This is a genomic window from Paenibacillus sp. CB74 (assembly GCF_055687625.1).
On the sequence record NZ_CM146009.1, the window covers coordinates 3,632,711 to 3,657,751 of the forward strand.

Here is a 25,041-nt window from a genome sequence, read left to right on the forward strand (position 1 = left end):
GGGAGGTGTGGGTCAATCCTGTTTTCTTTGTGTCCCAACCATAATTCGTTTACAATAGAAGAGGAATTTCGGTTCCGTTTGATATCCAAGGTTCACTACATAAGGGACTAGCAATCCCTCACATACATTAATGGAGGAATGACCATGCTGTTTGTAGACAACCAGGGCATTACAGATCCTTCTGTAAACCTTGCCATTGAGGAGTACATTCTGAAGCATCTGCCGATGGAGGATGACAGCTATCTGCTGTTCTACATCAACCGTCCGTCGATCATCATCGGAAAGCACCAAAATACAATTGAAGAAATTAATATCGAGTACGTTCAGGATAACGGTGTGCAGGTGGTTCGTCGTCTTTCCGGCGGCGGAGCGGTATATCACGATCTGGGCAACCTGAATTTCAGTTTTATTACAGCGGATGACGGTCAATCCTTCCACAATTTCCGCAAGTTTACCCAGCCTGTCGTTGAAGCTTTGCACGAGCTTGGTGTAAATGCCGAGTTGACCGGGCGTAATGATCTGCAAGTGGGCGAAAAGAAAATTTCGGGCAACGCTCAGTTTTCCACACGTGGGCGCATGTTCAGTCATGGCACCTTGATGTTTGATCTGAATCTGGAGCATGTTCAGGCTTCCCTGAACGTCAATCCCGAGAAATTCAAATCCAAGAGCACTAAGTCCGTGCGCAGCCGGGTCGCCAACATACGGGATCTGATTGACACCAACCTGACGATCGAGCAGTTCCGTGATGAGCTTTTGCGTCACATTTTCAGAATGGAGCCACAAGACGTCCCTCAATACAAGCTGACTGACAAGGACTGGGACAAAATCAAGGAAATTTCTGCTGAGCGTTATAACAACTGGGACTGGAACTATGGCTTGTCTCCGGAAAGCAATGTGAAGCACACCCGCAAATTCCCTGTCGGCATCATCGATCTGCGCATGAACATCAAGGATGGACGCATTGAGGATATCAAAATCTTTGGCGACTTCTTCGGTGTAGGCGATGTGGCGGATATCGAAAATATGCTGCGCGGCAAGCGTTATGAGGAATCCGAGGTGCGTACTGCACTTGAGGGCCTGGATGTAAAACATTACTTCGGCAACCTGGAGCTGGAAGACTTTATCGGCCTTGTTTTCCTGGAAGAGTAAAATTTAGATGGAAGTATAGTTTTAGAACGAAGTCTAAGATTACACGTTAACGGAGAAGACAGAATTTATCGGGAGAAGCGAAGCGTTCGCTTAAAGCTTTTTGAAAAAAAGCTACATCGGAAGCATACGCTTATCAACGGATTTCCCCTTAGGGGAATAGAATCAAAAATCCGGGGATAACAGCGATCGAAAGATGAATCTGTATTCGGAGTGGCCTCGTGTAAAACTTATTTTTTCGTTCGTTAGTATAGATACAGATAAAAAAGGAGAGAAACACAGATGACCTACAAATTGATTGCAATTGACATTGATGACACCCTGATCAACGATAACAAGGAAGTAACCCCTGCGACACAGACTGCACTGGAACAAGCGGTTGCCCATGGTGTAACGGTAACGCTGGCGACTGGACGTGCTTATGCTTCCGCACAAGCGCTTGCTCGTCAAACCGGACTTAACGTGCCGATCATTACGTATCAAGGCGCTTTGGTGAAAAACCTGCTGGACGAAAAAGTACTTTATGAGCGTTACGTTCCACAGGAAGCTTCCCGCAAATTGTATGATTACTGCCTGGAGAACAATCTCCACCTTCAAACATACATTGACGACAAGCTGTATGCCCGTGAGGAAAACGACAAGCTGCGTGATTATGCCAAACTAAACGGCACCCAATATTATATCGAATCTGATTTCATCAAAGTCATCGAACAGAAGACACCGAAGCTGCTTATAATCGATGAGCCTGACTACTTGGATAAGGTTGCTGTTGAACTGCGTGAATTGCTCGGACCACAAGTGCATATTACCAAATCCAAACCTTACTTCCTTGAGATTATGCACAATGAAGGAACTAAAGGCCACGCCCTTACGTTCCTGGCTGACCACTTTGGTCACCAGCTCAGCGAGTGTATTGCCATCGGCGACTCCTGGAATGACCATGAGATGCTTGAAGTTGCTGGTCTTGGCGTAGCGATGGGGAATGCCATCCCTGCGTTGAAAGAGCTGGCAGACTACATTACGGCAAGTAATAACGAAGACGGTGTAAAAGAGGTTATTGAGAAGTTTGTATTGAACGCAGAGTAGATAAGGTCAACAAACAGCCCGGTCAGTGAATTTCACTGTGCAGGGCTGTTTTTTTGATGTTTAAAAATAAGTCATTTTGCTGTTTATAAGATTATATTGGGTATATTTTCTCTGTTATTTTTTATGTTTTGAGAGCAATAATGCGGTGATCAGGGATAACTGTAGTGAAATCGTAATCGCCATAGCTAAGATGACACGATCTGTATCTGGGACATCGTCAAAAAACAAAACAATAAAAAATACAATGAATGAGATTACAATGCTAGCTAAGAAATTAAGAATGATTTGTTTCATGTTTTGCCTCCTCCCCGACTCCCCCCCACTTTTAAACTGCTTACTTGCTCAAGGCATGTTGAATAGACTCCAGCAGTTTCTTGATTCGGCCATCAGGCTCCAACTGAAAAGACGGAAGGAGCTCATCAATTCTTTGCTGAAACCGCTCAGGATCCTGTACACCAAGCTCTGCTCTTAACTCCAATTCTTCTTCGGAACCGTTATCATTCAGGATCATATTCAGAACGTCCGCTTTAAAAAATTCTCTTGGCGGAAGAATTAAAGCATTCATCAGGAACTGCAAAATAAAGAGATGCTTATTGTTTTCCTGACTCGCCTTTTTCATGGCCTGCTTGTTGAACAAATTGATATATTTCTGCGCAACAGCGACCCCTTTCATTCGGGAAGGCCCGATATGTACGACCCCTTTCCAACGCAGATCAGCCACAGAACTAAGCCACCAGGCCGGTTCAATGGCCTGCTGCATACGATGCAGTACTTGGCGTTCAAACTGTGGCTCAGGGTGCATTCGCTGCTCATCCAAACATTTCCCTATGGTCTCGGCTTCAATTGCAGCGACCGTCATGCCTTGGCCATGGATCGGATCGAAGCTGCAAAATGCATCGCCAAGTACGAGTAATCCGGAGGGCCAATTCTCCATGAGTTCAAAATGTTGACGGACAGATTCGGAAATACGGTATCCCCGCGGTCCTTGAAAAGGCTCCAGCTGGTCTATCAACGCTATGTTATCATCCGAAGCAAACAGAAGCTTGATTTGTTCTTGGAATTCATCTGGATGGGTTGAAGGATATTCATCTCCTCCTGCGTTAAACAGTAATAGTCCAGCGATATCATTTTCAATGCGCCACAACATGCCTGCACGCATTCCTTGCGCAGGATCGGACTCTGTTATGACCGTTGCCCAGTTATTTTGAATAGAGGGTGGTATCTTATAATAGCGAGTGCTGTAACCAAGAGACACCTTTAGTACTTCCGGCTCAGGCACGGACAGCCCTATCTTACCAAGCCATCTGATTAATTTGGAAGAACGTCCCGCAGCATCTATAACCATATCCGCTGCAAGCATTTCTTCCTGATGATCCCGGCCTCTTTCTTTGGTATACACACCTGTAATGGAACGCTGATCTTCTGATGCCATTAATCCCGTAACTTCTGTATTCGTTAAAAAGCTTATATGATCTATGTTCCGGACTCGCTGACGCAGTACCCATTCCAGCAAGGCTCTACTGCTCGATGCAATTTTGAATGAGGAGGCAGCATTCGCCTTATTCACTAATGTACCGTAGCGATTGGCAATCACAACTTTCTCTTCCTGTGAAGGAATGGCGCCAAGTGCGACCAATTCATCATTGTATCCGGGAAAGTAATGTTCCAAAATGAGTCCGCCGCGCGGTAATACACGATGTGGATGAAAGGATTGTGGCACACCCTGCCGATTCGCCGGCTCAGAAGGCAATTCATCTCGCTCAATGATACATACTTCATCATAATAATCAGATAACATCCTTGCAGTGATTAACCCTGCAATACCTGCCCCAATTACTACAGCTTTTTTCATGTCGGACATCGCCACTTCATCCTCTCTAATCCATCATAATCCATCCGTACTTGTAGCTATATCAAAAAATTACTTATAATACCAATATACACTCGAAATCTCCTATCAAGTAAGAATCAATATCAGGATACTATATAGCTAAACTACAATAAGGAAATGATGTAGATGAAAATGATTGGTAAAAAGGTGGATTTGAGAGTTACCCGAACTCATAAATTGTTAACAATGGCGCTACTCGATCTGTTATGCGAGAAAGGCCAGCTATTCAGCAACATCACGATTAATGAAATATGTGACAAAGCTATGGTTCACCGGACCACGTTTTACAAACATTTTAAGGATAAATTTGCTCTACTGTCCTCCACCCTAACTTGGGTCCTTCGGGATTATTTACAAATGAATGTAGAAGATCGACTACAGCAGCCTTTGCAAAGCGTATCTAAAATTTTGTTTGGAAATGTACTGGAGACCATCGTGCAGAACCAACAAAAGGATGGGAGCTTTAACAACTTTTTCATACATTTTATCGGAGAGATATTCAGAAGAGATTTTCTGGAATTGAAGAGAAGAGGTAAACAATTTTCACTTCCCATAGAACTGGTAGCCGAGTTTCACTCGGGGGTAATTCGTTTACTTGTGACGTGGTGGATACAACATTTCGAAGAAAATGTTACAGCAGAACAAATGGATGAATACTACTACCAACTGGTTAACGAGAACATTATGTTGGAATAACAAACAGCTCAACCTAAAATCAAGAGCTGATTTTGAGATGGAGCTGCATACTATTAGTCTTTACCTATTTTAAAACAGTTGGAGATTCGGCTATTGAGAAGTTTGTGCTGAACGCGGAGTAAGATTCAAGCAAAGCATTCAGCACAAACTGTTTTCTGATCAAAACATAAAAATAACAGACGTGCACAACCATAACTCACTTGTATAGGTCTGTTATTTTAGTTTAACTATGTATTGCCCTTTTCTCGAACTTATTTTTTATTGGCCATTTTTTCTAGTGCTCTAACGGCACGCTCACGTTGTTCCCTCTTCACAGCCCGGTAGTGACTTGCATCCTCTCCAGCACTGCTAAAGAATCCCCAAAGCATCCCTATCATACTCCCTACCATACTAGGAACCGCCTGATTCACCCAGTAAAAATCCATATCCAGCTTAATACTCAGAAACAGAAGCCCACCCCAGATGATAAAATAGCCATAAAAAGCTAGATAACGATGACTAAATGCAAAAAAGAGATACACTAAAAAAGCAACAAAACCTAAAATAATTGAAATTACATGAAATTCATCTTCCACAATAAAGCAGCTCCCCAATGCCAGTCTGATTGTTTTTGTACAAATTAATGAACTCTATAAATCTATTTTAACTTACATGCTCGGTTAAACTCTCGCTAGCTAGAACTTTCTCCTCTCTGTTTTATTAAACGCACTCCACACTATACCATATCCAGCTTCTTCTTATAACTTATATTTAAATCGTATGAACAAAAAACCTTCCGTTTACGACATCTTCGTTGATATAAACGGAAGGTTTAGTCTCCTGTACTTCTCATTAATCATCGGTCTCATTCGTGTGCAGAATTACACATCACCTATTTCACTATAGGTTTGGAGGTTTGAGCTACTGAATAGGAACGCTTTCCTTTTTTCAACCAGCCGCTCACCTTCTCATTCATCGCCAGCAGACCTGAAACGACCAGTACCACACCGATCCACGTAATCCAGCTGACATGCTCACCATAGACAACAGCGCCAAGCCCAACGGCGATGGGCGGTGAGATGTATAACCAGGTTGCCGGGAATAACGGATTGGTACGCGACATAATCCAGTAGAACAGACTATGCCCCACCATCGAGCCAATGACCGTCAGATAGATGACCGACGAGACAGCAGGCACCCAATCCAGAACAGACATATTCCACGATTCCGTTCCAGCAGAGAGCAGAGTCAGCAGCAATCCCCCATACATCATCTGCACCGCATTAATGGCTACAGGACTAGCCTCCTTGAACTGATGAATGACCTTTTTGGAGTACAATGCACCTGCCGAATAACAGACTTCCCCCACCAATACCGCAATACAGCCCCACATGAACAGGTAACCTGCACCAAGCGATACACCTGGCAGCACAACCAGAACCACACCCGTGAACCCGATTAGGCAGCCTACCATCATACGAGCAGATGTTTTTTGCCGTAACAGTGCCGTCTGCATCAACATAATCATAAGCGGCCCTGTCGCTGACAAAATGGCACCCACACCCGAGCTCACATGCTGTTCAGCCCAATATAATGTGGCAAAGGTGCCGAAGGTCAGACCCGCTCCCGTCAACAGCATCTCCTTGCGGAACAGTAGGGACCAGCTCACCTTGCCCTTCATCCACATCCATGCAAACATCAGCGCTCCCGCGATTACAAAACGCAGTCCGGCTGACAGAAAAGGCGGCATGCCTGCCTCCACTCCAATTTTAATAGCCAGAAACGTTGTACCGAAAATAAGACACATAACCGTAAATGCAATCCCCACCATGATAACCACTCCTTTATCTGTTCTTCATCATATCTCATGGTCTATAGAACAGAATGAATAAAACAGAACAGTTGGCGCCTATTAGCTGTTACAATAGAGTTCACAAAGGAGTGTGAGCCGGATGGGCAAAACCTTGATGATGACAGATAACAGCCTGAAATTATATGAGCAAGTCATCCATTATCTCGTTGTACGTATTGAAGCGGGAGAGTGGGCTGAACATGAAAAACTGCCATCTGTACGAAGCCTGTCCGAACTGCTCGGCGTACATCGTCTGACCGTTTTCAAAGCCTATCAGGAGTTAAAGGAGCGCGGGAATGTTTATGTGAAGGACAAGTCCGGCTATTATGTCAGTCCAGCAACTCCATTCTCAGTAACAGATCAGGCGGATGATCCCGCCGTGTCTGCCTGGTTGCATTGGGACTCCCTCGCACATGTACAATCGCTTGAAGCCGAATTCCAGTTTTCCAAATCATTGATTGATCCCGCCTTGCTTCCCAATCGGTATTGGGGAGAACTGATGCGCGATCTGTTGGATCAATATCCACGTCTGCTCGGAACGTACTCCACGATTCAAGGAGATCTGGAATTGCGTAGTGCAATGGCAAGCCATCTGACAACCAAGGAACGCTTCTACCTCTCCGCAGACGAGGTGTTAATTACATCGGGTGCCCAGCAAGCAATTGACGTCATCTCGCGGACGCTGGTCAAGCCCGGAGATCGGGTCTTGATGGAACGGCCTACGTATGGACCGGCAATGGAGATTTTCCGCAAACAAGGTGCCCGGCTCATCTTCACCGACATTCATCCCGAGGGTTATGATCTGGAGCAGATCGAACATCTGATGAAGAGTGAGAAGCCGCGCCTCTTTTATATGACACCGACCTTTCAGAATCCAACCGGTATTAATGTTCCAGTAGAACAGCGAAAGCAGTTACCCGAACTTGCAGAACAGTACGGTTGTTTTCTGCTCGAGGACGACAGCACCTATGATATCTATTTTAAGGAGAAACCTCCTGCACCCATTTTCACCTATGACACCACCGGACACACCTTGTACATTCGCAGTTATAGCAAGTATGTTGCGCCCGGACTGCGGATTGCAGCCATCATATGCCGTCAGCGTTTCATGCCAGGACTACAGGCCGTAAAATCACTGACAGATAACGGATCGCCTCTCCTGAACCAGAAGCTTTTTCTCCGTTATTTTCAGTCAGAACGTATGCATCAGCATCTGTCCAAGCTGCGGACCGCCATCCAACTACGTATGGAAGTGATGGAACAATATCTGCTGGAAACAGACTGGACGTGGACCCGACCCGAGGGCGGACTTAACTTTTGGGTGGAGCTTCCGAGGGGCATGGATACAGGAAGACTGCTTCACCAGTGCATGGAACAATCCGTTGCCTTTGTACCCGGAACCGTATTCGATTCTTCGGATCATTCAGCCAGTCGCAAGCTGCGTTTGTCCTTCTCTTATGCACATGAGCAGCAGATTCGGGAAGGCATGAACAGGCTTATTACGCTGGCCAATGAAATGTAAAGTTTGAATTATAAATCAAAAAAGCCCGAAAGGTCACATGACCCTCCGGGCTACTGTTATGAGCTGGATATGACTTTATCCACCAATCCATATTCGACTGCTTCAGCAGCAGTCAGGAAATAATCTCGATCTGAGTCCTTCTCAATCCGCTCAATAGACTGTCCTGTATGATCGGCTAACAGCTTGTTAAGACGTTGACGATGTTGAATGATGCGGTTAGCATGAATCAGCATATCCGACGCCTGCCCTCGCGTACCGCCATGTGGCTGATGGATCATGATCTCACTGTTGGGCAACGCCATACGTTTGCCTTTTGTTCCACCCACCAACAATATCGTACCAAAACTTGCCGCCATACCTGTACAGATCGTGGAGATATCCGGCTTCACGAATTGCATCGTGTCATAGATCGAAAATCCCGCGGTCACCGACCCACCAGGGCTGTTAATGTACATCTGAATATCTTTCTCCGGGTCCTCGGCAGTCAAAAATAACAACTGAGCCACAATGGCATTTGCCATCTGATCTTCAATCTCCCCGGAAACCATAATAATTCGGTCTTTGAGCAAACGTGAATAAATATCATAACTCCGCTCACCACGAGCGGTCTGTTCCACTACATAGGGTACTACATTCATGTGTGTCGCCTCCTTGGTTTAGGCAACCATGTTGACCGTGTACCCACCTCCATACGACATCGCATTCGTTCCGGAAGCGGCGTACCCGTACATCACTGGCTGCATGGATGGAGACGGCAGAGTCTGCTGCAAAATGCTGCCGGCCACAGCCATCGGATCATCGGTCCGATTCAGGCACAGATCAATGATGCGCGCGGTATCTTCCGTGCGGAATGCCAGCAGATAGCTGCGCAGCTCCTGTTGATTGTCCTCCACTGAGCCCTCTCCATACTGCAATTCAGCGTCCGATTGTTCCAACCTGTGCCTCACCTCAGCGATGGCTGAACGGGCACGACTTAATGCTGCTTTCACAGCGCCTTCTGTCGTCTCCAGCATATCCGCAGTCTCTGCCGCCTTATAACCCATTAATTCACGCAATACATATATGGCTCGCTGCCAGGGTGGTAATTCACTAATTAATAACTGAACAGCAGATTCTAGCTCTTCAAAATGCTCTTCCTCTGCGAACTCTCGCATAACAGGCTTCAAGCCATCCAATATGGAATGCAATCTCTGTTGCTTCCGAAGCATATCAATCCAGCTGTTGCGAGCAATTCGGATCAGATAAGCTTCCCAGTTCATCTCTTTCGTCGTCTCGGAAGATTGCACCGCCGTGGACGACAATACTTTGAGACAGGTATCCTGAACCAAGTCCTCGGTCTCGGGTACAGATCTGGTCAGGGATAAGCAATACGCATATAACGGACCCATCAGGTCGGTTAAGACGGCATGAATGTCCTGGTTAACTGGATGTCCGGCGATATCACCGGATTCCAGATCAGGTTTATTTTTTAGTTCATCCTCTTGTGGTCTGTTCATGCGGCAATTCACGGACTTCACAAAGGCCATATCGGGGGCCCCCCTTTGCTGGTTCCTGATTATTGTGACTCACACTATGTAAACGAAGAACCTCCTCCAAAGGATACGCTCTTCTAAAATCATTTTTTCCCTGCTCCCACTTTTAAGTACGAAGGGTTCCAAGCGGCACTTTCATCCCGGTAAGAGCAATCGTAATGCCTTGATCCAGATTATAATTCTGGCGTACATCAACGTCATGGGACATATGTGTAAAATAGGTATGACCCGGTTTCAGTTCCCGCAGCAGCTCCTGTGCCTCGCGCATATCGTACACGGAACGTGTGGAGAATTCCGCATGTTCATGTACAAAGCTTGTTCCCAGCACCAGCATATCCAATCCGTGTAGCGGCTCTTTCTCGGATTCCTTCAGGTCAATGGCATCTGAACAGTACGCCCAGCTATACCCAACCCGATCCAGCCGATACGCGTACGAATACCCGTTATGCCCATGGCACACTTTCCAGGAATTCACCTTCCATCCCCCGAGTTCAATATCATCATCCGTTTCCAGAAAGTCCATATGACGCCCCAACCAGGGAAACTGTCCCTGAATGGTGGATATCACTTCACGTGGTGCATACAAACGTCCCTTTACACCCAACCAGCGGCACGCATCTGCCCATTCCGGCAATCCTCCAATATGGTCAAAATGGGCATGCGTGATGAGCAGCGTATGCACCATACGCAATCCCTGATCCTCCATCTGTGATCTCCAGTCCGGCCCGCAGTCGATCATGAATTGTTCACTCGCACCATCGCCATCATAGTCAATCAGAACAGAGGAACGTTTCCGTTTATTCTCTCCCGTAAGCCTCGCCTCTGTACACACTTCGCAATCGCAATACACACGTGGAACGCCCATCGCATCGCCAGTGCCCAGAAATGTTAGCTGATTCAATCTGCATTCCCCCCTGAATTCATGATATGTAAATTGTAATCGTGCACCTCTATTTTTGCAAAAAAAAGACCATCCCGCAGCAGTTATGCACTGCAATTCAGGACAGTCTGTGGTCTGACTGTTCACCGTCAGACTTCATCTCCGTGCTTCGCTCCATTCGGGAGCGTTCAACTCATATGAATTCAATGCTCGAACTACACCAGTGCGCGCAGCTTCAATGTCAATTCCTTACCCGCAGGTACATCCTTCGACTCCGTAATCACCCAGTTCGACGCAAGTCGCTTCGCCAGCACCTCTGCCTGCTCCGGTTTCAACTGTAATCCGGTAACGATTCCTTCACCCACCGTGAAGTCTTTCTCTGGCTGCACCTTAAAGGCCTTTTCCAACCAAATTCCGAGCCCACCACGCGTGTTAAAGGTAATCCGGTAGCCTTCTTTCACTGCTGTCTCCAGATTTTCACCGTGCTCGTCCGCATACGAGAAAAATTCATTATATCGGTATTCCTCTTCAGACACTGCGTCAAAAGCGGAAACGTCTTTGGCTTGAATGGCTTTTAAAATATCTTCCTCGGACATCCCCTTACCGCGGGCCTGCTCCAGTCGAATCGCTGTACTTTGGGATAATTTAATCTCTGAACTCATCCAATTCACGCCTTCCTGTTAGTACTATGTAACAATCATGATTCAGTATACCTCTATTATATCCTATTGGCAGTAAAAAACCTTCATCTCTACTTCCATTGAAATGAAGGTTTAGTATCCACATGCTCAGTTACCTATTCGATTACATCAGCAATACTCATAATCCCGCAAGCACCTGATACCACACGCCACGTTTGGAGTACAGCGTACTGCGTACCTCGTCCCATCCACCCAGATAGTTGATATCAAATAACCCTTCAGGTGTTGGGAATGTCGACTCCGTCTGTGCAAATACATCCGGGTCTACTGAACGAAAACCATGCTTCGCGAAAATCTGCTGGGCTTCTGGTGTACGCAAATATGCGACAAAAGCTTCAGCCAATTCACGATTCCCATGTTTGTCGGCATACTTATTCACCACAACAGCCGGATTCTCAATGAGGATCGTATTTTTCGGAATAACGATGTCATAATCTACACCTTTGGCGATCCGGGCAAGCAATTCATTTTCATATGTGACGATTACATCACCCACACCATATTCAAATGCCGCCATCGAAGAACGCCCACTCTTGTCTAATGACTCAACGTTACGATGTACCTGTTCGAGAAAAGCCTTGGCTTCGGCAGGATCTTTCTTCCCCTCTTGCTCCTCCGACAGTTTCAATCCGGCACCGTAAATGGCATTAATGTCCCATTGTGCGCCCCCGGATGTCTTTGGATTAGGGTAGAGTACCTTCACTCCCGGCTTGGTTAAGTCCTGAAAATCATGAATTCCGAGCGGGTTGCCTGCTCTTGTGCCCAGAACAACAATCGAACGGGTGATCATGCCCTCATAAGGGGTCTGTTTCCAATCGGGGCTAACCAGATCGGCTTTGACCAGCTTGTCGATATCACTCTCCATCGCGAGCAAGGCTACATCCGCCTCGAATCCACCCACGATGGCTCTTGCCTGTGTACCCGAAGCTTCATAGGACTCCTGAAAGTTAATCGTCTGTCCGGTCTTTGCCTTCCACTCTTCCTGGAACTTGGGCAGCAATTCGCCTACAGCGTCTTTCGCTACACTATAAGCACCGATTACCAGTGTATTGGATGAATCGTTACCAGCGGGTTTGTTGTTCTGTTCGCTTGACTCCTCCTGCTTGCTGCATCCAGCGGTCATGCAGACGAGCAGAAGCATGAGGGCAACATATAAAAGCATGACTTTCTTCTTCCTCGTCTGCATGGGCAGCCCCCTTCTTCCACTTGATCTAAATCATCACCGGCATCGGATCTTCCTTCAGTCGGTTCTCAACCACCCAACTGTTGGAGTCATTGAACAGGTAAGCACGGTGTACAAGGACGCGAATTTGTTGACCAATCTCCAAGGTTGTTTTCTCCAGGGAACGATAGGTGATTAACTTGTGCCCTTGTACATCCACCTCTACCATCCATTGACTACCGCGGAAATGAAGATGTTTGACTGTACCTTTTTCCGTTGCAGACAACATGGTGAACTCGTTTTTCAAGCCGATCTCAATATACTCCGGTCGAATTAGCGCTTTGGTGTGTTCACCCTCGACGGCATGTTCGAATCCTTTCAACTGGGAAGCATCCTCCACAACCGTAGACTCCCCGATAAATGTAGCGACAAACGGTGTCTGCGGGTTTTTGTAGATATCCCAAGGTGTGCCCTTCTGTTCCAGACGACCCTGGCTGATAATCATGATCTCGTCCGCCACTTCAATTGCTTCATCCTGGTCATGCGTTACAAAGATCGAAGTGATTCCCACTCGCTCGATGAGCTCCCGTAACCATGAACGCAGTTCCTGACGGATTTTGGCATCAATGGCCGCGAACGGTTCGTCCAGCAATAACAGCTGCGGCTCCGGGGCGAGTGCTCTGGCAAAAGCCACACGTTGACGCTGCCCACCAGACAACTGATGTGGATAGCGCTGTTCGAAACCTTTTAACCCGGTCAGTTCAACAAGTTCCATAACCCGATCACGGATCTGGGCCTTCGGTGTCTTCTTGACCTTGAGTCCAAAAGCAATATTCTCAAATACCGTCATATGTTTGAACAGGGCATAGTTCTGGAATACAAATCCGATTCCACGCTCCTGTGGAGGCAGATGGTTCACGACTTTCCCATGAAAGCGAATCTCTCCGGAACCTGGATTCTCCAGACCCGCAAGCATCCGCAGAATGGAAGTCTTCCCGCCTCCGCTGGGTCCAAGCAGACCGATCAGATGGCCTTTGGCAATATCGAATGAGACATCTTTTACCGCATGAAAATCACCGAAATGTTTGTTCAGATCACGGACTTCTACATGCATATCAATGCACTTCCTTTCGCTTCTTGGCCCATTCCATCATGAGCAGCAGCCCGACGGAGAAGGTGACCAGCACCAATGCAACACCATTTGCGGCAGCCACATTAAAATTCTCAACATCCTGATACACCAAGGTTGTTGCTGTCTGCGTTTTGTTCATAATATTACCGGATACAACCAGCACTGCACCGAATTCCCCAAGTGAGCGCGCAACCGTCAAGACCAGACCATACACTACCGCCCAGCGGATCGAAGGCCATGTCACACTCCAGAACGTTCTCCAGCCGTAGGCGCCCAGTGTAGAAGCAGCCTCCTCTTGTTGAGAACCAAGTTCCTGCAGGACAGGCATAACCTCTCTGACCATCAGTGGAAAGGTAACAAATAACGTTGCGATCACCATACCCGGGAAGGCATAGACCACATTAAATCCAATCCCTTCAAAAAAAGCGCCCATAATGCTGTTAGGTCCCAACATCAACACAATCATCAAACCGCCAATGACAGGAGATACGGCATAAGGCAGGTCTACAATGCTGTTCAGCAGCCCTTTTATCCGTTCACTCAACCATCCGGCACGAACCAGATACAGAGCCATCATGATGCCAAACAATGTATTTAACAGGGTGACCACCAGGACTACCAGTCCGGTCATCATCAAAGCATGTAACGCCTCAGGGCGCATCAGCCCTTTCAGGAATCCATCTGCCCCGTCTTCAAATGCACCAATAAAAATGCGTCCAAGCGGGATGATCAGCAGTACGATAAATACCGCAAACGTCAATCCGATTAAGAGTCGTCTCATCGTCTTCTCCCCCGCATCTGCACCAGATTAATCAGCCAGAGGATCAGGAAGGAGAGCGTTAGGAGCAACACGGATACAGCAGCGGCACCCGTGGGATTATCACTTTCAATCTCCCCGTAAATAAATACGGAAGCAGTCAGTGTTCTTCCCGGAATGTTACCAGCCACCAGCACGACAGCCCCGAATTCAGCCAGTCCTCTGGAGAAAGCGAGCATCCCTCCACTGATCATGCCAGGTGCCATGGATGGCAGAATAACCTGCATGAACGTGCGAGCCTTGGATGCCCCCATTGTGTACGAGGCCTCTTCCTCGGAAGGATCGATTTCTTCCAGCAAAGGCTGCACCGCGCGGATCACAAACGGAAACGTGACAAAAGTCATCGCGATAACAATTGCGGGCTGGTGAAATACAATCTCAAACCCCATGGATTCTGCCAGTTTCCCGATGGCACTGACCGGACCCAATAGCAGCATAATCATCAAACCGCCCACCGCTGTTGGCAGTGCAAACGGGAGATCAACCAGACTGTTAAGAAACGATCGGCCTACAAAGCGATACCTTGTCAGCACCCAGGCAATCATTGTGCCCAGAACCACATTAATCAGCGTAGCAATCACGGCCAACCGAATCGTCAGCAGTACGGCTTTCCACGCGATGGGGTCCATAATGCTCTGAACAAAGTTGCTCCATCCTTCAGAGAAGGAATTGACGTACACACCGATGATTGGAAGTACAATAAGTACGATAAAATATAACAATACGGTACTGCGGAATCCCCAAGTCCATCCCTTATGACGAAGAACGGTATTCATTGCTGCGTTCCCTCCCAGCCTCCGGCTTTAGCTCCGGTCGGCAGTCTTCCTGGCTTCAATACGACATTTTCCTAAGTTGGATGATATTACTTTATTATTATTCCCATTAGTCTACTTGGTTTTGCTTTTCTGATACTTTACCAGTTTGCAGTGCTAATCGTCAATGCTTTTATTGAATATAATTAGGCCAGATATAAGATCAATTAATTATAATCGCACCTGTACACTGCGAGGCCAGAACAACCTTCCGATCACTGTTATCCCCAGATTTCTTTAATCCCCTTTGTATTAAAGGGGAAATCCGGTGATAAAGGTGAAGCTTATGCTTCCGAAGCAGCTTTCTTACAGAAAGCTTTTAGCTTACGCTTCTTCAGGTTATTTCTGTCCTCTCCGTTATGAGGCGATTTTCTTTTTTCACCTTACATATGTGGTTTGTTTGGTATGTAGTGGTTAAGGTACAATCGAGGGTAAGAACAGAGATGATAAGGAGTGATTAAACATGTTATATACGAAGAATATATCCACTTCCACACGAGATGAAATGAAGGATATCACACGGGACGTGAAGCAGGTTGTCCAGAGTAGTGGTGTGCAGAACGGGACGGTGCTCATCTACTGCCCACATACAACCGCGGGTATCGCCATCAACGAGAATGCAGACCCGGATGTAAAACACGATGTCTTGTTACGTCTGGACGAAGTGTATCCTTGGGAGCATCCCAAGTACCGACATGCCGAAGGCAATACAGCCTCTCACCTCAAATCAATCACAACAGGGCCATCACAGACGGTGATTATTCACGAAGGCAGGTTGCTGCTTGGCCGCTGGCAAGGCATTTATTTTTGCGAATTCGATGGACCACGTGAGCGGGAGTACTTTCTCAAAATCATGGAAGGCTAGTTCCAGGCGAACAGGCCTGCATCTGTTCTTTCGTTTTTGCACACACAAACAGGCGGTCCACCCTCTTACCGGGTCGGAGCCGCCTGACTTGGTCTTCTGCGCTCATTAACTTTCGCGAGACAATGTGATAAAGAATTAAAGTTATGACAAATCACCGCCCTGAAGTGTAGGGGTGCAACAATTGCGCCATTATTGGACGCCAGACTCAGGCTGCTGACCCAGATTGCGGCACAGCACTTTGACATGAGACAGCGCAGACGATTCAATCTCCTCAAACGTTAAACGGTCCTGAATGTAATAAGAAATGAATCCGTGCATAGCCAAAAATAGCGTACGCGGTACCCTTTGAATATCCTCTTCCGTACAGTTCGCTTCGTTCATATACTGCCTTATAATCGATGCAAATAATTCGAAGCAGCGTCCCTGTTCGGTACGACAATAAGACAACAGTTCCTCGTCCCTGATCATAAACATAATCTCGTATTGATAGGGATTCTCCAGACCAAAACGAATAAACTCCATCATAATGTGCTCTACCTTGCTCACATCATCACGAACCGGCCTGACCATAGCTTGCAGCAGCAAATGCCCCAGATAATTGAAATCTTCAACCACGATGGCATAGAACAGCTCTGCCTTTTCCTTAAAGTGATAATACAGCGACCCATGACTATAGCCTAGATGCTGGCCGATGCTTCGCATCGAAATGGCGCGGTATCCTTTGGTAATAAAAAGGTGCCTCGCCGCCTCCAGTATCCGCTCCCTCGACAACTCCTGTTCGACTGCTCTTCTAGCCATATATTTTATTCCCCTTCAATAAAATAAAGCCGCTGTCCCTCCGTGATCCGGGATTGCCCTTGCGTCAAATCCGTGATCCAGGCTACAAAAGCCTCGGTTTCACTATCCGGCGGAAGACAAGTCAACGTAACCTTATCGGTGAATCCAGTTTCACCTGTACGGACTTCCCGGCTCCTTAACTCATTTTCCACTTTACCCAACCATGTATAATCCAGTTCAACAAACACTTCACGATGCAGCACGTTGGTAATGGCTTCTCCGGCTTCAATGGCTGCTACAGCTCCATCCGTATAAGCCCGAATTAACCCTCCGGCTCCAAGCATGATTCCCCCAAAGTATCGTGTAACCACAATTGCCACATTTTTTAATTTCTGATTTTTAATCACTTCAAGAATGGGTTTCCCTGCTGTTCCGCTAGGTTCACCGTCATCGGATTGCTTCTGGATCTCATCCCGCTCTCCAATCATGTACGCAGAGCAGTTATGAGTCGCATTCCAATGTTTTTTCTTGATATCATCAATAAAGGCAACGGCTTCTTCCTCTGTCGTGACCGGCATAATATGTCCGATAAATCGCGACTTCTTGATTACAATTTCCAGATTGCCCGGTCCTCGAACCGTGCGATAACGTTCAATCATCCCAAATCCAACTTTCTAGTCTTTTCCTGAGTCCCATTTTACAAGAAAGCAGTTCCCCGCGTGAACGCGGACGAACTGCCCTGGTTATCTATATCCGGGAACCCTGTATTACACTCAACAGTCATCCCCGGATAGATTTACATTAGCTTATTTAACTATATGAGCAGACCGATGAATTATTCGGAAAGTCTCGCTTCAAGCGCTGCTTTCTCTTCTTCAAAGCCTGGTTTGCCCAGCAATGCAAACATATTTTTCTTGTACGCTTCCACGCCCGGTTGGTCAAATGGATTGACACCCAGCAGGTAGCCACTGATGCCGCATGCTTTTTCAAAGAAGTATACCAGATATCCGAAAGAATATGGAGTCATATCTGGAATGTTCACAATCAGATTTGGTACTTGACCATCTGTATGTGCAAGCAGTGTTCCCTGGAATGCTTTTTTGTTAACAAAGTCCATCGTTTTACCTTCAAGGAAGTTCAGACCATCCAAGTCATCCGGATCGGATTTGATCGAGATATGTTCTGCAACTTCAGTAACCTGAATCACGGTTTCGAAAATATTCCGGCTACCTTCCTGGATGAATTGACCCATGGAGTGCAAGTCTGTAGAGAAATCAACAGATGCTGGGTAGATCCCTTTGTAGTCTTTACCTTCACTCTCTCCGAATAACTGTTTCCACCACTCGGACACGAAGTGCAGGGATGGCTCATAGTTTACGAGAATCTCTGTGCCTTTTCCTTTACGATACAATGCATTACGAACAGCTGCATATTGATATGCTTCGTTCTCTGCTACGTTCGGGTTGCTGTATTCCTTGGATGCGTCAGCCGCACCTTGCATCATTTCTTCGATGCTGATACCCGCTGCTGCGATAGGCAGCAAACCTACAGCTGTCAGAACGGAGTAACGTCCACCTACATCGTCCGGAATAATGAAAGATTCATACCCTTCAGCATTCGCCAGTTCTTTCAATGCACCGCGCGCTTTGTCTGTCGTTGCATAGATGCGTTTGCGTGCTTCTTCCTTACCGTATTTCTCTTCCAATGCTGCACGGAAGATACGGAAAGCGATTGCCGGTTCTGTTGTTGTACCTGATTTGGAGATAACATTTACGGAGAAATCTTTGCCTTCAACCAGATCCAGCAAGTGAGTTACATATGTGGAACTGATATTGTTTCCTGCAAAATAGATTTCAGGCGTTTTGCGTTTATCTTTTGGCAGGTTGTTATAGAAAGAGTGTGTCAGCATTTCAATCGCTGCACGTGCACCCAGGTAAGATCCACCAATACCGATAACGATCAGTACTTCGGAGTCGCTTTGGATTTTGGCAGCTGCTTTTTGAATGCGGGCGAACTCTTCTTTGTCATAAGCCGTTGGCAGGTCAATCCAGCCCAGATAGTCGGACCCTGTTCCTGTTCCGTTGTGGAGCTGCTCATGAGCCAAACGAATTGGTTCTGCGAAATAATCCACTTCGTGCTGATTTACAAATTGCAATGCTGTGCTATAGTCAAATGTCACTTTTTTTGCCATGATCTCAAATACCTCCTGATTTCGGTTATAGTGCGTGTTTTCCGTATTCCATTCTAAACAACTTGCCTTAAGGATACTTCAAATCCACGGGGCTGACAAGCTTGCCGCTCGAACTTTGTCGTTCGTATTCAAGAAGCAAAAAGGGTAAACCGAATCCGCAGGTTGCGGTTCTGCTTACCCTTCTTATGTTATTCCGCCGGGTACGAGCAGACGTAGTCAGTAACGCTGCGTATCTCCAGTTTAAATTTGGATTCGGCAGGCACGTGGAACGTAGCTTGGCCTTGAATCTCTTGCCACTCTTCTTCTCCGGGAAGCAATACTTTCAGATCTCCGGACAGAATCTCCATAATTTCACGGGAATCCGTACCGAATTCATAACTGCCTGGAAGCATGATGCCCAGAGTCACTTTGCTGCCATCCCCCAAAATAACCGTTCTGCTGGTTACCTGACCTTCATAATAAATGTTGGCCTCTTTCACTACACTGACTTGATCGAATTGTGACATGCGTACCCGCTCCCCTGAAGTTAATGAAAACAAAAGGCAAAACAGATCAGGGCGATAATGAGTTACCGCCCATGTTCTGCGGAAATAACTTACTGCCATGGATCAGGAGAGCATGGTGCCCTCCCAACCATAGCAGCGCTTATGAAACTATAGGTGCGTGTTCAAAAAGTCAGGTTTTCAGTACTTTTCGGCTGAATCCCATATTCGACGCTGATGATGCCGTGAGGCATCCTTCGTAATCAAAAGTAGACTTTTTGAACAACCTCTATTACAGCAATGCTTTTACGCGGCTAACCACGTTGTCCACTGTAAAGCCATACTCTTGGATAACACGGTCGCCAGGCGCGGAAGCACCGAATGTGCTGATTCCGAGAATGTCACCTTGATCTCCAACATATTTCTCCCAGCCCATTGGATAAGCCATTTCAATGGCAAGACGAGCTTTAACATCCGGAAGAAGAACGGACTCTCTGTAAGCTTTGTCCTGTTTCTCGAACAGATCCCAGCTTGGCATGCTGATTACGCGAACTTGAATGCCTTGTTCTGCAAGTGCTGCTTGAGCTTTAACAGCCAATTGCACTTCAGAACCTGTAGCGATGATTTGTGCTACCGGTTTGCCATCTTTTGCATCAGACACAACATAAGCACCACGTTTCACGTTCTCACGTGAACCTTCAACGGTACCTTCGAGGATCGGCAGGTTTTGACGAGTGAGTACGAGTGCAACCGGATTGCTCTTGTTCTCAAGCGCGTAAGCCCAAGCAGCCGAAGTTTCATTACCATCAGCCGGACGAATAACCGTCAGGTTAGGGATGATACGCAGGGATGCCAGTTGCTCGATCGGTTCGTGCGTAGGACCGTCTTCACCAACAGCGATACTGTCGTGAGTCAGAACATACGTTACAGGCAATCCCATCAGGGCAGCCAGACGAACAGCCGGACGAAGGTAATCGGTAAATACGAAGAACGTACCTCCGAATACTTTCACACCACTGTGCAGTGCCATACCGTTCATTGCTCCAGCCATACCGAATTCACGGATACCGAAGTAGATGTTACGGCCGGAGTAATCTTCAGGTGTGAAGTTCTCCAGGTTGTTCAAGTGAGTCATTGTGGAGCTTTCCAAGTCAGCAGATCCGCCTGTCAGTTGTGGCACGTTATGTGCCAGACCGTTCAGAGCGTTACCGGATGCTACACGAGTGGAGAGCGCTTTGTCTGTTGCTGCATATTTAGGAAGATCACGGTCCCATCCTTCTGGAAGGTCGCCGTTAATCGCTGTTTCGAATTGAGCTGCCAGCTCAGGGTATGCTTTTTTGTACTCGGCAAATTTCTCGTCCCAAGCTTTATTAGCAGAAATACCACGATCTTTCACTTGTGCAAAGTGATCGCGAACTTCAGCTGGTACGTGGAAGTTTTCTTCATAAACCCATTTGTAATACTCTTTAGTCAATTTGGCTTCGTCTGCACCCAGTGGAGATCCGTGAGTACCGCCGTGGCCGCCTTTACCTTGTTTGTTCGGGCTACCATAACCAATAACCGTTTTAACTTCGATCAGTGTAGGACGCAGTGTATCTGCTTGACCTTCCTGAATTGCTTTTTCGATTGCAGGCAGATCGTTACCATCTTCTACGCGCAGCACTTGCCAGCCATAAGCTTCAAAACGCTTCGCGATACTTTCGGAAGAAGACAGATCCAATTTACCATCGAGTGTGATGTCATTGGAGTCGAACAACATGATCAATTTGCCTAGGTGCAAACGTCCAGCCAGGGAAGCTGATTCATGCGATACGCCTTCCATCAAGTCACCATCACCACAGATTGCGTAAGTGTAGTGGTCAACTACGTTGAACTTATCTTTATTGTAAGTTGCGCCCAGTTGAGCTTCAGCCATCGCCATACCTACAGCCATTGCAATACCTTGACCCAGTGGGCCTGTAGTTGCATCAACACCTGCAGTATGTCCGAATTCCGGGTGACCCGGTGTTTTGCTTCCCCATTGACGGAACTGTTTCAGTTCTTCCATTGGAAGATCATATCCGCTCAGGTGCAGCAAGCTGTACAGCAACATGGAGCCGTGTCCTGCAGACAGGACAAAACGGTCCCGGTTAACCCAAGTTGGGTGGTCCGGGTTATGAGTCATCGTTTTTGCAAAAAGTTGGTACCCCATTGGAGCGGAGCCCATAGGCATACCCGGATGTCCGGAATTTGCCTTCTCAATTGCATCAATCGCCAAAGTACGTACGGTCGTAATCGACAGGTTGTCGATTGTAGTATTTTCATCCTTTTGAATCGCTTCGTTCTTGTCAGTCATGGTTTGTCCTCCTCATGTCTTTAGATAAGTCGGGTGCGCAAGCGAATCCCTCTCATCATACAAGCAAACCGAATTTCACAATAAGTGAATCCGCTTGAGTGTTTCATTTTGACTTATTCACTTTTGTATTGTATCACTTGGCGTGAAGCTTTTCCATAACCTTCTTTTAGAAGTTCGTGAAAAATTGGTTGTTTTTGATGAACAATCCCTTGCCAATCAAGCAAAAACCGTATCAGGACAAGGCATTAAATTCCATAAACAGACCTATTAAGCCTCGCAAATCCATCGCATGAAGTATAACCTTTAACACGAAAACCATACACTTTTTAGATATCCAAGTTAAATTTACATAACATATCCTGAATATGGATTCGAAAGCGGGACTGTGGTTTACTTTTCAAAGTAAGCATCAATCATAGGAGGTTGTTATCATGTCTGTACCCGCTGCTCCCCCTACTAGGTACTCAAATCGTTCATTACCCTGGTTCCCGGGTATTTTAACAGGTATGGTTTCGGGCGTTGTCCTTGGATTCTTTCTCAAAACAATTCAGTTTTACACTGGTGAAAAGGTATATACCCTGCTTCTGAATATTGATTTTGTACCTGGACTTCCGCCAACCCTTCCCGAATGGATTGAATTCTCTCTGCATCTCGTCGTTTCCGTGTTCATCGGCATCTTCTATCTATGGTGGGTAGGGCGTTCAGGTCACCCGATGTTCAAAGGACTCTTGCTTGGAGCTGGATCGTCCCTGCTCTACATCCCGCTCTCTCAACTATCTTCACGTGTACCCAACCTTTACGATATAAGAGCCATTATCTACTGGATAATCGGACATCTGTTATTCGGTATTGTGCTCGGCTTGTGCGGAAAGTATATCAGCGCGAAAAAAGCGACTCACCATTCGTAAACGAATGGGGTCGCTTTTTACTCAATCTGTTATGTGGTTCCGAATCAACCTTGCACAGTATTAAAGTATAAACTTAAAATACAACCGTCTTATTTTCATGAACGAGAACCCGGTCTTCAACATGCCATTTCACGGCACGTGCAAGCACAACACGCTCAATGGTACGTCCAATACGCTTCAGTTCGGTGACATCATCCCCGTGGCTTACACGTTGCACGTCTTGTTCAATAATCGGGCCGCCATCCAGTTCTTCCGTAACATAGTGCGCTGTCGCACCGATGATTTTGACACCACGGTTATACGCTTGTGCATACGGTTTACCACCCACAAAGGCGGGCAGGAATGAATGATGGATATTAATGATTCGATTGCGATAGTGCTCAATGAACATTGGAGAGATGATCTGCATGTAACGAGCCAGAATGATCACATCCACATCGTTGCCGATCACGTCCAGTTGACGCTGTTCCGCTTCTTTCTTGGTATCTGCTGTAACCGGAATATGATGATATGGAATGCCGAATGATTCTACATATTCTTTCATGTCCAGATGGTTGCTGACCACAAGCGCAATATCTGCATCCAGATCGCCTGCCTGCCATTGCCACAACAATTCCACCAGACAATGATCTTCTTTGGATACAAAGATAGCTAATTTCTTCTTGCGGCTAACCGCTGATAGCGTCCATTCCATTTGAAAACGGCTTGCCACTTCTGCAAAGTCTGCTTCCAGTTTCGGCAAATTGACCAACAATTGCGGAAGATCAAACTCAATTCGCATAAAGAACATGCCGCCAGCAGGGTCCATGGTGTACTGGTCCGACTGAACAATATTTGCTCCATGCTGATGCAGGAAATGAGATACCGCAGCTACAATTCCTGGACCATCCGGACAGGAAATGAGCATGCGCGCACGATCGGCGCGGTTTTTAGAATCAGGGCGTACTTGTTTAGCGTGGATCTCCATCGGGTTATCCTTCCTCCTTCAATATAAGCCATGACCTGCGGGGTTAACCCGCAAGCCATGCAATCAAGCGATGATTCAGTTGTTCTTCATTCAAATGTGGGAACAACGCAGCTTCAGTCACCATGTCATAGAGGCGTTCCAGCGGTTCACGCGGGTCTGCCTTTTTGGCTTTAGCATCATTTTTGAGCAGCGTCCACACATCCAGAATATACGAACGGGACTCAATCTCTTTACCTTTGAAAAAGTGTTGCAATTGTTCTACTTCTGTCAGGAATTCCTGGCCGAATCGACCGGCAACATCCCCACGAAGCAACGCAATCTCCACCTCATACATTGGGCGCTGTGTTTTGGCCTCTTTGCCAATCCAAGGTGTCTCCAGAATAAATGGACGTCCTTGAAGCTTCTCATGGTTAACAATCCGGTTAATCGCTTCAAACCCAATCCAGCCGGAGCCAATTGGAGTATGACGGTCCTTGTGCGCACCCACAGCATTCTTACTATCATTAATATGCATTACGGCAATGCGGTCAAGTCCTACCGTGCGATCGAATTGTTCCAATACACCGTCAAAATCGTTAACGATATCGTATCCGGCATCATGAATATGGCACGTATCCATACACACTGTCAGGCGCTCGTTATACGTTACTTTCTCGATAATCTGGGCGATCTCTTCAAAACTGCGACCCATCTCCGTACCTTTACCAGCCATGGTTTCCAGAGCGATGTTCACATCTGTCTCTTTCACACCTTCCAGCACTTCATTCAACCCTTCTGCGATCCGTCCGATCCCATAGTGGGCATCTTTATCTGTAAAAGCGCCGGGATGTAATACGATGTTTTTGACACCAATGGCATGAGTACGACGGATCTCTTCCTGTAGGAAATCTACAGCGAGTCTATACGTGTTGTCTTTGTATGAGCCAAGATTGATAATGTACGGTGCATGGACAACGATATCTTCCATTCCACCCTCTTGCATGGCTAGCTTACCTTCTTCAATATACATGGATTCAATTGGCTTGCGACGTGTATTCTGTGGTGCACCCGTATATATCATAAACGAACTGGAACCGTACGAGGACGCTTCCTTCGTTGCACTCAATAATCCCTTGTCCGAAAAGGACACGTGGGAGCCGATTTTCAGCATTATTGATCCCCCTTAATCTGAATTATCCCTTATTCTAACGCGATTATCGAAATAAATCTAGAAATGCGCTATAATTCGGGATAGAGGCTATTTTTGACAGCTAATTTATGGAACATGGGTAGGCGGAATCCGTCTTTCCGTGAAAATCAATGAACCGA

General features: G+C 46.6%; 25 protein-coding genes. 6 read left to right on the top strand and 19 right to left on the bottom strand.

Translation table 11 applies throughout. The features are described from left to right. The first annotated feature begins 144 nt into the window (after positions 1 to 144). On the top strand, positions 145 to 1,149 hold the full coding sequence (locus ACX9NY_RS16215; protein ID WP_237176486.1) for a lipoate--protein ligase: 1,005 nt from the start codon (positions 145 to 147) through the stop codon (positions 1,147 to 1,149). A 279-nt stretch (positions 1,150 to 1,428) separates the two neighbouring features. Then, positions 1,429 to 2,232 (top strand): Cof-type HAD-IIB family hydrolase, encoded by an 804-nt coding sequence (locus ACX9NY_RS16220; protein ID WP_192134328.1) that lies wholly within the window; start codon positions 1,429 to 1,431, stop codon positions 2,230 to 2,232. Positions 2,233 to 2,346: 114 nt separating this feature from the next. Here the strand turns inward: ACX9NY_RS16220 and ACX9NY_RS16225 are convergent, their stop codons facing one another. Next, positions 2,347 to 2,526: a hypothetical protein gene (locus tag ACX9NY_RS16225; RefSeq protein ID WP_339240437.1), complete on the bottom strand. Its 180-nt coding sequence runs from the start codon at positions 2,524 to 2,526 to the stop codon at positions 2,347 to 2,349. Between the two features lie 40 nt (positions 2,527 to 2,566). Further along, positions 2,567 to 4,093: an NAD(P)/FAD-dependent oxidoreductase gene (locus ACX9NY_RS16230; protein WP_472473806.1), complete on the bottom strand. Its 1,527-nt coding sequence runs from the start codon at positions 4,091 to 4,093 to the stop codon at positions 2,567 to 2,569. Positions 4,094 to 4,249: 156 nt separating this feature from the next. Here ACX9NY_RS16230 and ACX9NY_RS16235 point away from each other — a divergent pair, with 156 nt between their 5' ends. Continuing rightward, positions 4,250 to 4,819, top strand: a complete 570-nt coding sequence (locus ACX9NY_RS16235) for a TetR/AcrR family transcriptional regulator (protein WP_339240432.1) — start codon at positions 4,250 to 4,252, stop codon at positions 4,817 to 4,819. Between the two features lie 251 nt (positions 4,820 to 5,070). On the opposite strand, the gene ACX9NY_RS16240 is transcribed toward ACX9NY_RS16235, so the two are convergent. Further along, positions 5,071 to 5,394, bottom strand: a complete 324-nt coding sequence (locus ACX9NY_RS16240; protein WP_472473808.1) for a hypothetical protein — start codon at positions 5,392 to 5,394, stop codon at positions 5,071 to 5,073. A 296-nt stretch (positions 5,395 to 5,690) separates the two neighbouring features. Continuing rightward, positions 5,691 to 6,629 (bottom strand): DMT family transporter, encoded by a 939-nt coding sequence (locus tag ACX9NY_RS16245; protein ID WP_472473810.1) that lies wholly within the window; start codon positions 6,627 to 6,629, stop codon positions 5,691 to 5,693. Positions 6,630 to 6,750: 121 nt separating this feature from the next. Here ACX9NY_RS16245 and ACX9NY_RS16250 point away from each other — a divergent pair, with 121 nt between their 5' ends. Next, a complete protein-coding gene (locus ACX9NY_RS16250; RefSeq protein ID WP_472473812.1) occupies positions 6,751 to 8,172 on the top strand; it encodes an aminotransferase-like domain-containing protein in 1,422 nt (473 codons plus the stop codon). Between the two features lie 56 nt (positions 8,173 to 8,228). Here ACX9NY_RS16250 and clpP read toward each other — a convergent pair whose 3' ends face one another. The 8 genes from clpP to cysT all read right to left on the bottom strand — a co-directional run bounded on the left by clpP (position 8,229) and on the right by cysT (position 15,172). Then, positions 8,229 to 8,810 (bottom strand): ATP-dependent Clp endopeptidase proteolytic subunit ClpP, encoded by a 582-nt coding sequence (gene clpP / locus ACX9NY_RS16255; protein WP_017689971.1) that lies wholly within the window; start codon positions 8,808 to 8,810, stop codon positions 8,229 to 8,231. Positions 8,811 to 8,828: 18 nt separating this feature from the next. Continuing rightward, entirely contained in the window at positions 8,829 to 9,698 is an 870-nt protein-coding gene (locus ACX9NY_RS16260) for an RNA polymerase sigma factor (protein ID WP_342572212.1), read from the bottom strand. A 112-nt stretch (positions 9,699 to 9,810) separates the two neighbouring features. Continuing rightward, on the bottom strand, positions 9,811 to 10,605 hold the full coding sequence (locus tag ACX9NY_RS16265) for an MBL fold metallo-hydrolase (RefSeq protein WP_339240423.1): 795 nt from the start codon (positions 10,603 to 10,605) through the stop codon (positions 9,811 to 9,813). 194 nt (positions 10,606 to 10,799) lie between these two features. Next, positions 10,800 to 11,246, bottom strand: coding sequence for a hypothetical protein (locus ACX9NY_RS16270; RefSeq protein ID WP_339303536.1), 447 nt, complete (start codon positions 11,244 to 11,246; stop codon positions 10,800 to 10,802). A gap of 157 nt (positions 11,247 to 11,403) precedes the next feature. Continuing rightward, positions 11,404 to 12,471, bottom strand: coding sequence for a sulfate ABC transporter substrate-binding protein (locus ACX9NY_RS16275; RefSeq protein ID WP_472473815.1), 1,068 nt, complete (start codon positions 12,469 to 12,471; stop codon positions 11,404 to 11,406). Positions 12,472 to 12,496: 25 nt separating this feature from the next. Continuing rightward, on the bottom strand, positions 12,497 to 13,561 hold the full coding sequence (locus ACX9NY_RS16280) for a sulfate/molybdate ABC transporter ATP-binding protein (RefSeq protein ID WP_091015266.1): 1,065 nt from the start codon (positions 13,559 to 13,561) through the stop codon (positions 12,497 to 12,499). Position 13,562: 1 nt separating this feature from the next. Further along, positions 13,563 to 14,360 carry a sulfate ABC transporter permease subunit gene (locus tag ACX9NY_RS16285; protein ID WP_472473818.1) on the bottom strand — a complete coding sequence of 266 codons (798 nt, stop codon included), beginning with the start codon at positions 14,358 to 14,360 and terminating at the stop codon, positions 13,563 to 13,565. Continuing rightward, positions 14,357 to 15,172: a sulfate ABC transporter permease subunit CysT gene (gene cysT / locus ACX9NY_RS16290; protein ID WP_017689978.1), complete on the bottom strand. Its 816-nt coding sequence runs from the start codon at positions 15,170 to 15,172 to the stop codon at positions 14,357 to 14,359. The genes ACX9NY_RS16285 and cysT overlap by 4 nt, the downstream gene beginning before the upstream one ends. 499 nt (positions 15,173 to 15,671) lie before the next feature. Between cysT and ACX9NY_RS16295 the strand changes: the two genes are divergently transcribed. Continuing rightward, positions 15,672 to 16,073: a secondary thiamine-phosphate synthase enzyme YjbQ gene (locus tag ACX9NY_RS16295; RefSeq protein WP_339240418.1), complete on the top strand. Its 402-nt coding sequence runs from the start codon at positions 15,672 to 15,674 to the stop codon at positions 16,071 to 16,073. Between the two features lie 189 nt (positions 16,074 to 16,262). On the opposite strand, the gene ACX9NY_RS16300 is transcribed toward ACX9NY_RS16295, so the two are convergent. From ACX9NY_RS16300 to tkt, 5 genes are all read right to left on the bottom strand, one after another. Further along, a complete protein-coding gene (locus ACX9NY_RS16300) occupies positions 16,263 to 16,871 on the bottom strand; it encodes a TetR/AcrR family transcriptional regulator (RefSeq protein ID WP_339240417.1) in 609 nt (202 codons plus the stop codon). A gap of 5 nt (positions 16,872 to 16,876) precedes the next feature. Further along, positions 16,877 to 17,509, bottom strand: a complete 633-nt coding sequence (locus ACX9NY_RS16305) for a YigZ family protein (protein ID WP_253431918.1) — start codon at positions 17,507 to 17,509, stop codon at positions 16,877 to 16,879. Between the two features lie 176 nt (positions 17,510 to 17,685). Beyond that, positions 17,686 to 19,041 (bottom strand): glucose-6-phosphate isomerase, encoded by a 1,356-nt coding sequence (locus tag ACX9NY_RS16310; RefSeq protein WP_017689982.1) that lies wholly within the window; start codon positions 19,039 to 19,041, stop codon positions 17,686 to 17,688. A 188-nt stretch (positions 19,042 to 19,229) separates the two neighbouring features. After that, complete coding sequence (gene ppnP, locus ACX9NY_RS16315) at positions 19,230 to 19,547, bottom strand: pyrimidine/purine nucleoside phosphorylase (RefSeq protein WP_105408176.1); 318 nt, start codon at positions 19,545 to 19,547, stop codon at positions 19,230 to 19,232. Between the two features lie 268 nt (positions 19,548 to 19,815). Next, complete coding sequence (tkt, locus tag ACX9NY_RS16320) at positions 19,816 to 21,858, bottom strand: transketolase (RefSeq protein WP_339240415.1); 2,043 nt, start codon at positions 21,856 to 21,858, stop codon at positions 19,816 to 19,818. 431 nt (positions 21,859 to 22,289) lie between these two features. On the opposite strand from tkt, the gene ACX9NY_RS16325 reads away from it, so the two are divergent. Continuing rightward, positions 22,290 to 22,766, top strand: a complete 477-nt coding sequence (locus tag ACX9NY_RS16325; RefSeq protein ID WP_472473822.1) for a hypothetical protein — start codon at positions 22,290 to 22,292, stop codon at positions 22,764 to 22,766. Between the two features lie 73 nt (positions 22,767 to 22,839). Here ACX9NY_RS16325 and purU read toward each other — a convergent pair whose 3' ends face one another. Beyond that, positions 22,840 to 23,733: a formyltetrahydrofolate deformylase gene (gene purU / locus ACX9NY_RS16330; protein WP_339240413.1), complete on the bottom strand. Its 894-nt coding sequence runs from the start codon at positions 23,731 to 23,733 to the stop codon at positions 22,840 to 22,842. Positions 23,734 to 23,776: 43 nt separating this feature from the next. After that, entirely contained in the window at positions 23,777 to 24,883 is a 1,107-nt protein-coding gene (locus ACX9NY_RS16335; protein WP_149846393.1) for a deoxyribonuclease IV, read from the bottom strand. Positions 24,884 to 25,041: the final 158 nt, after the last annotated feature.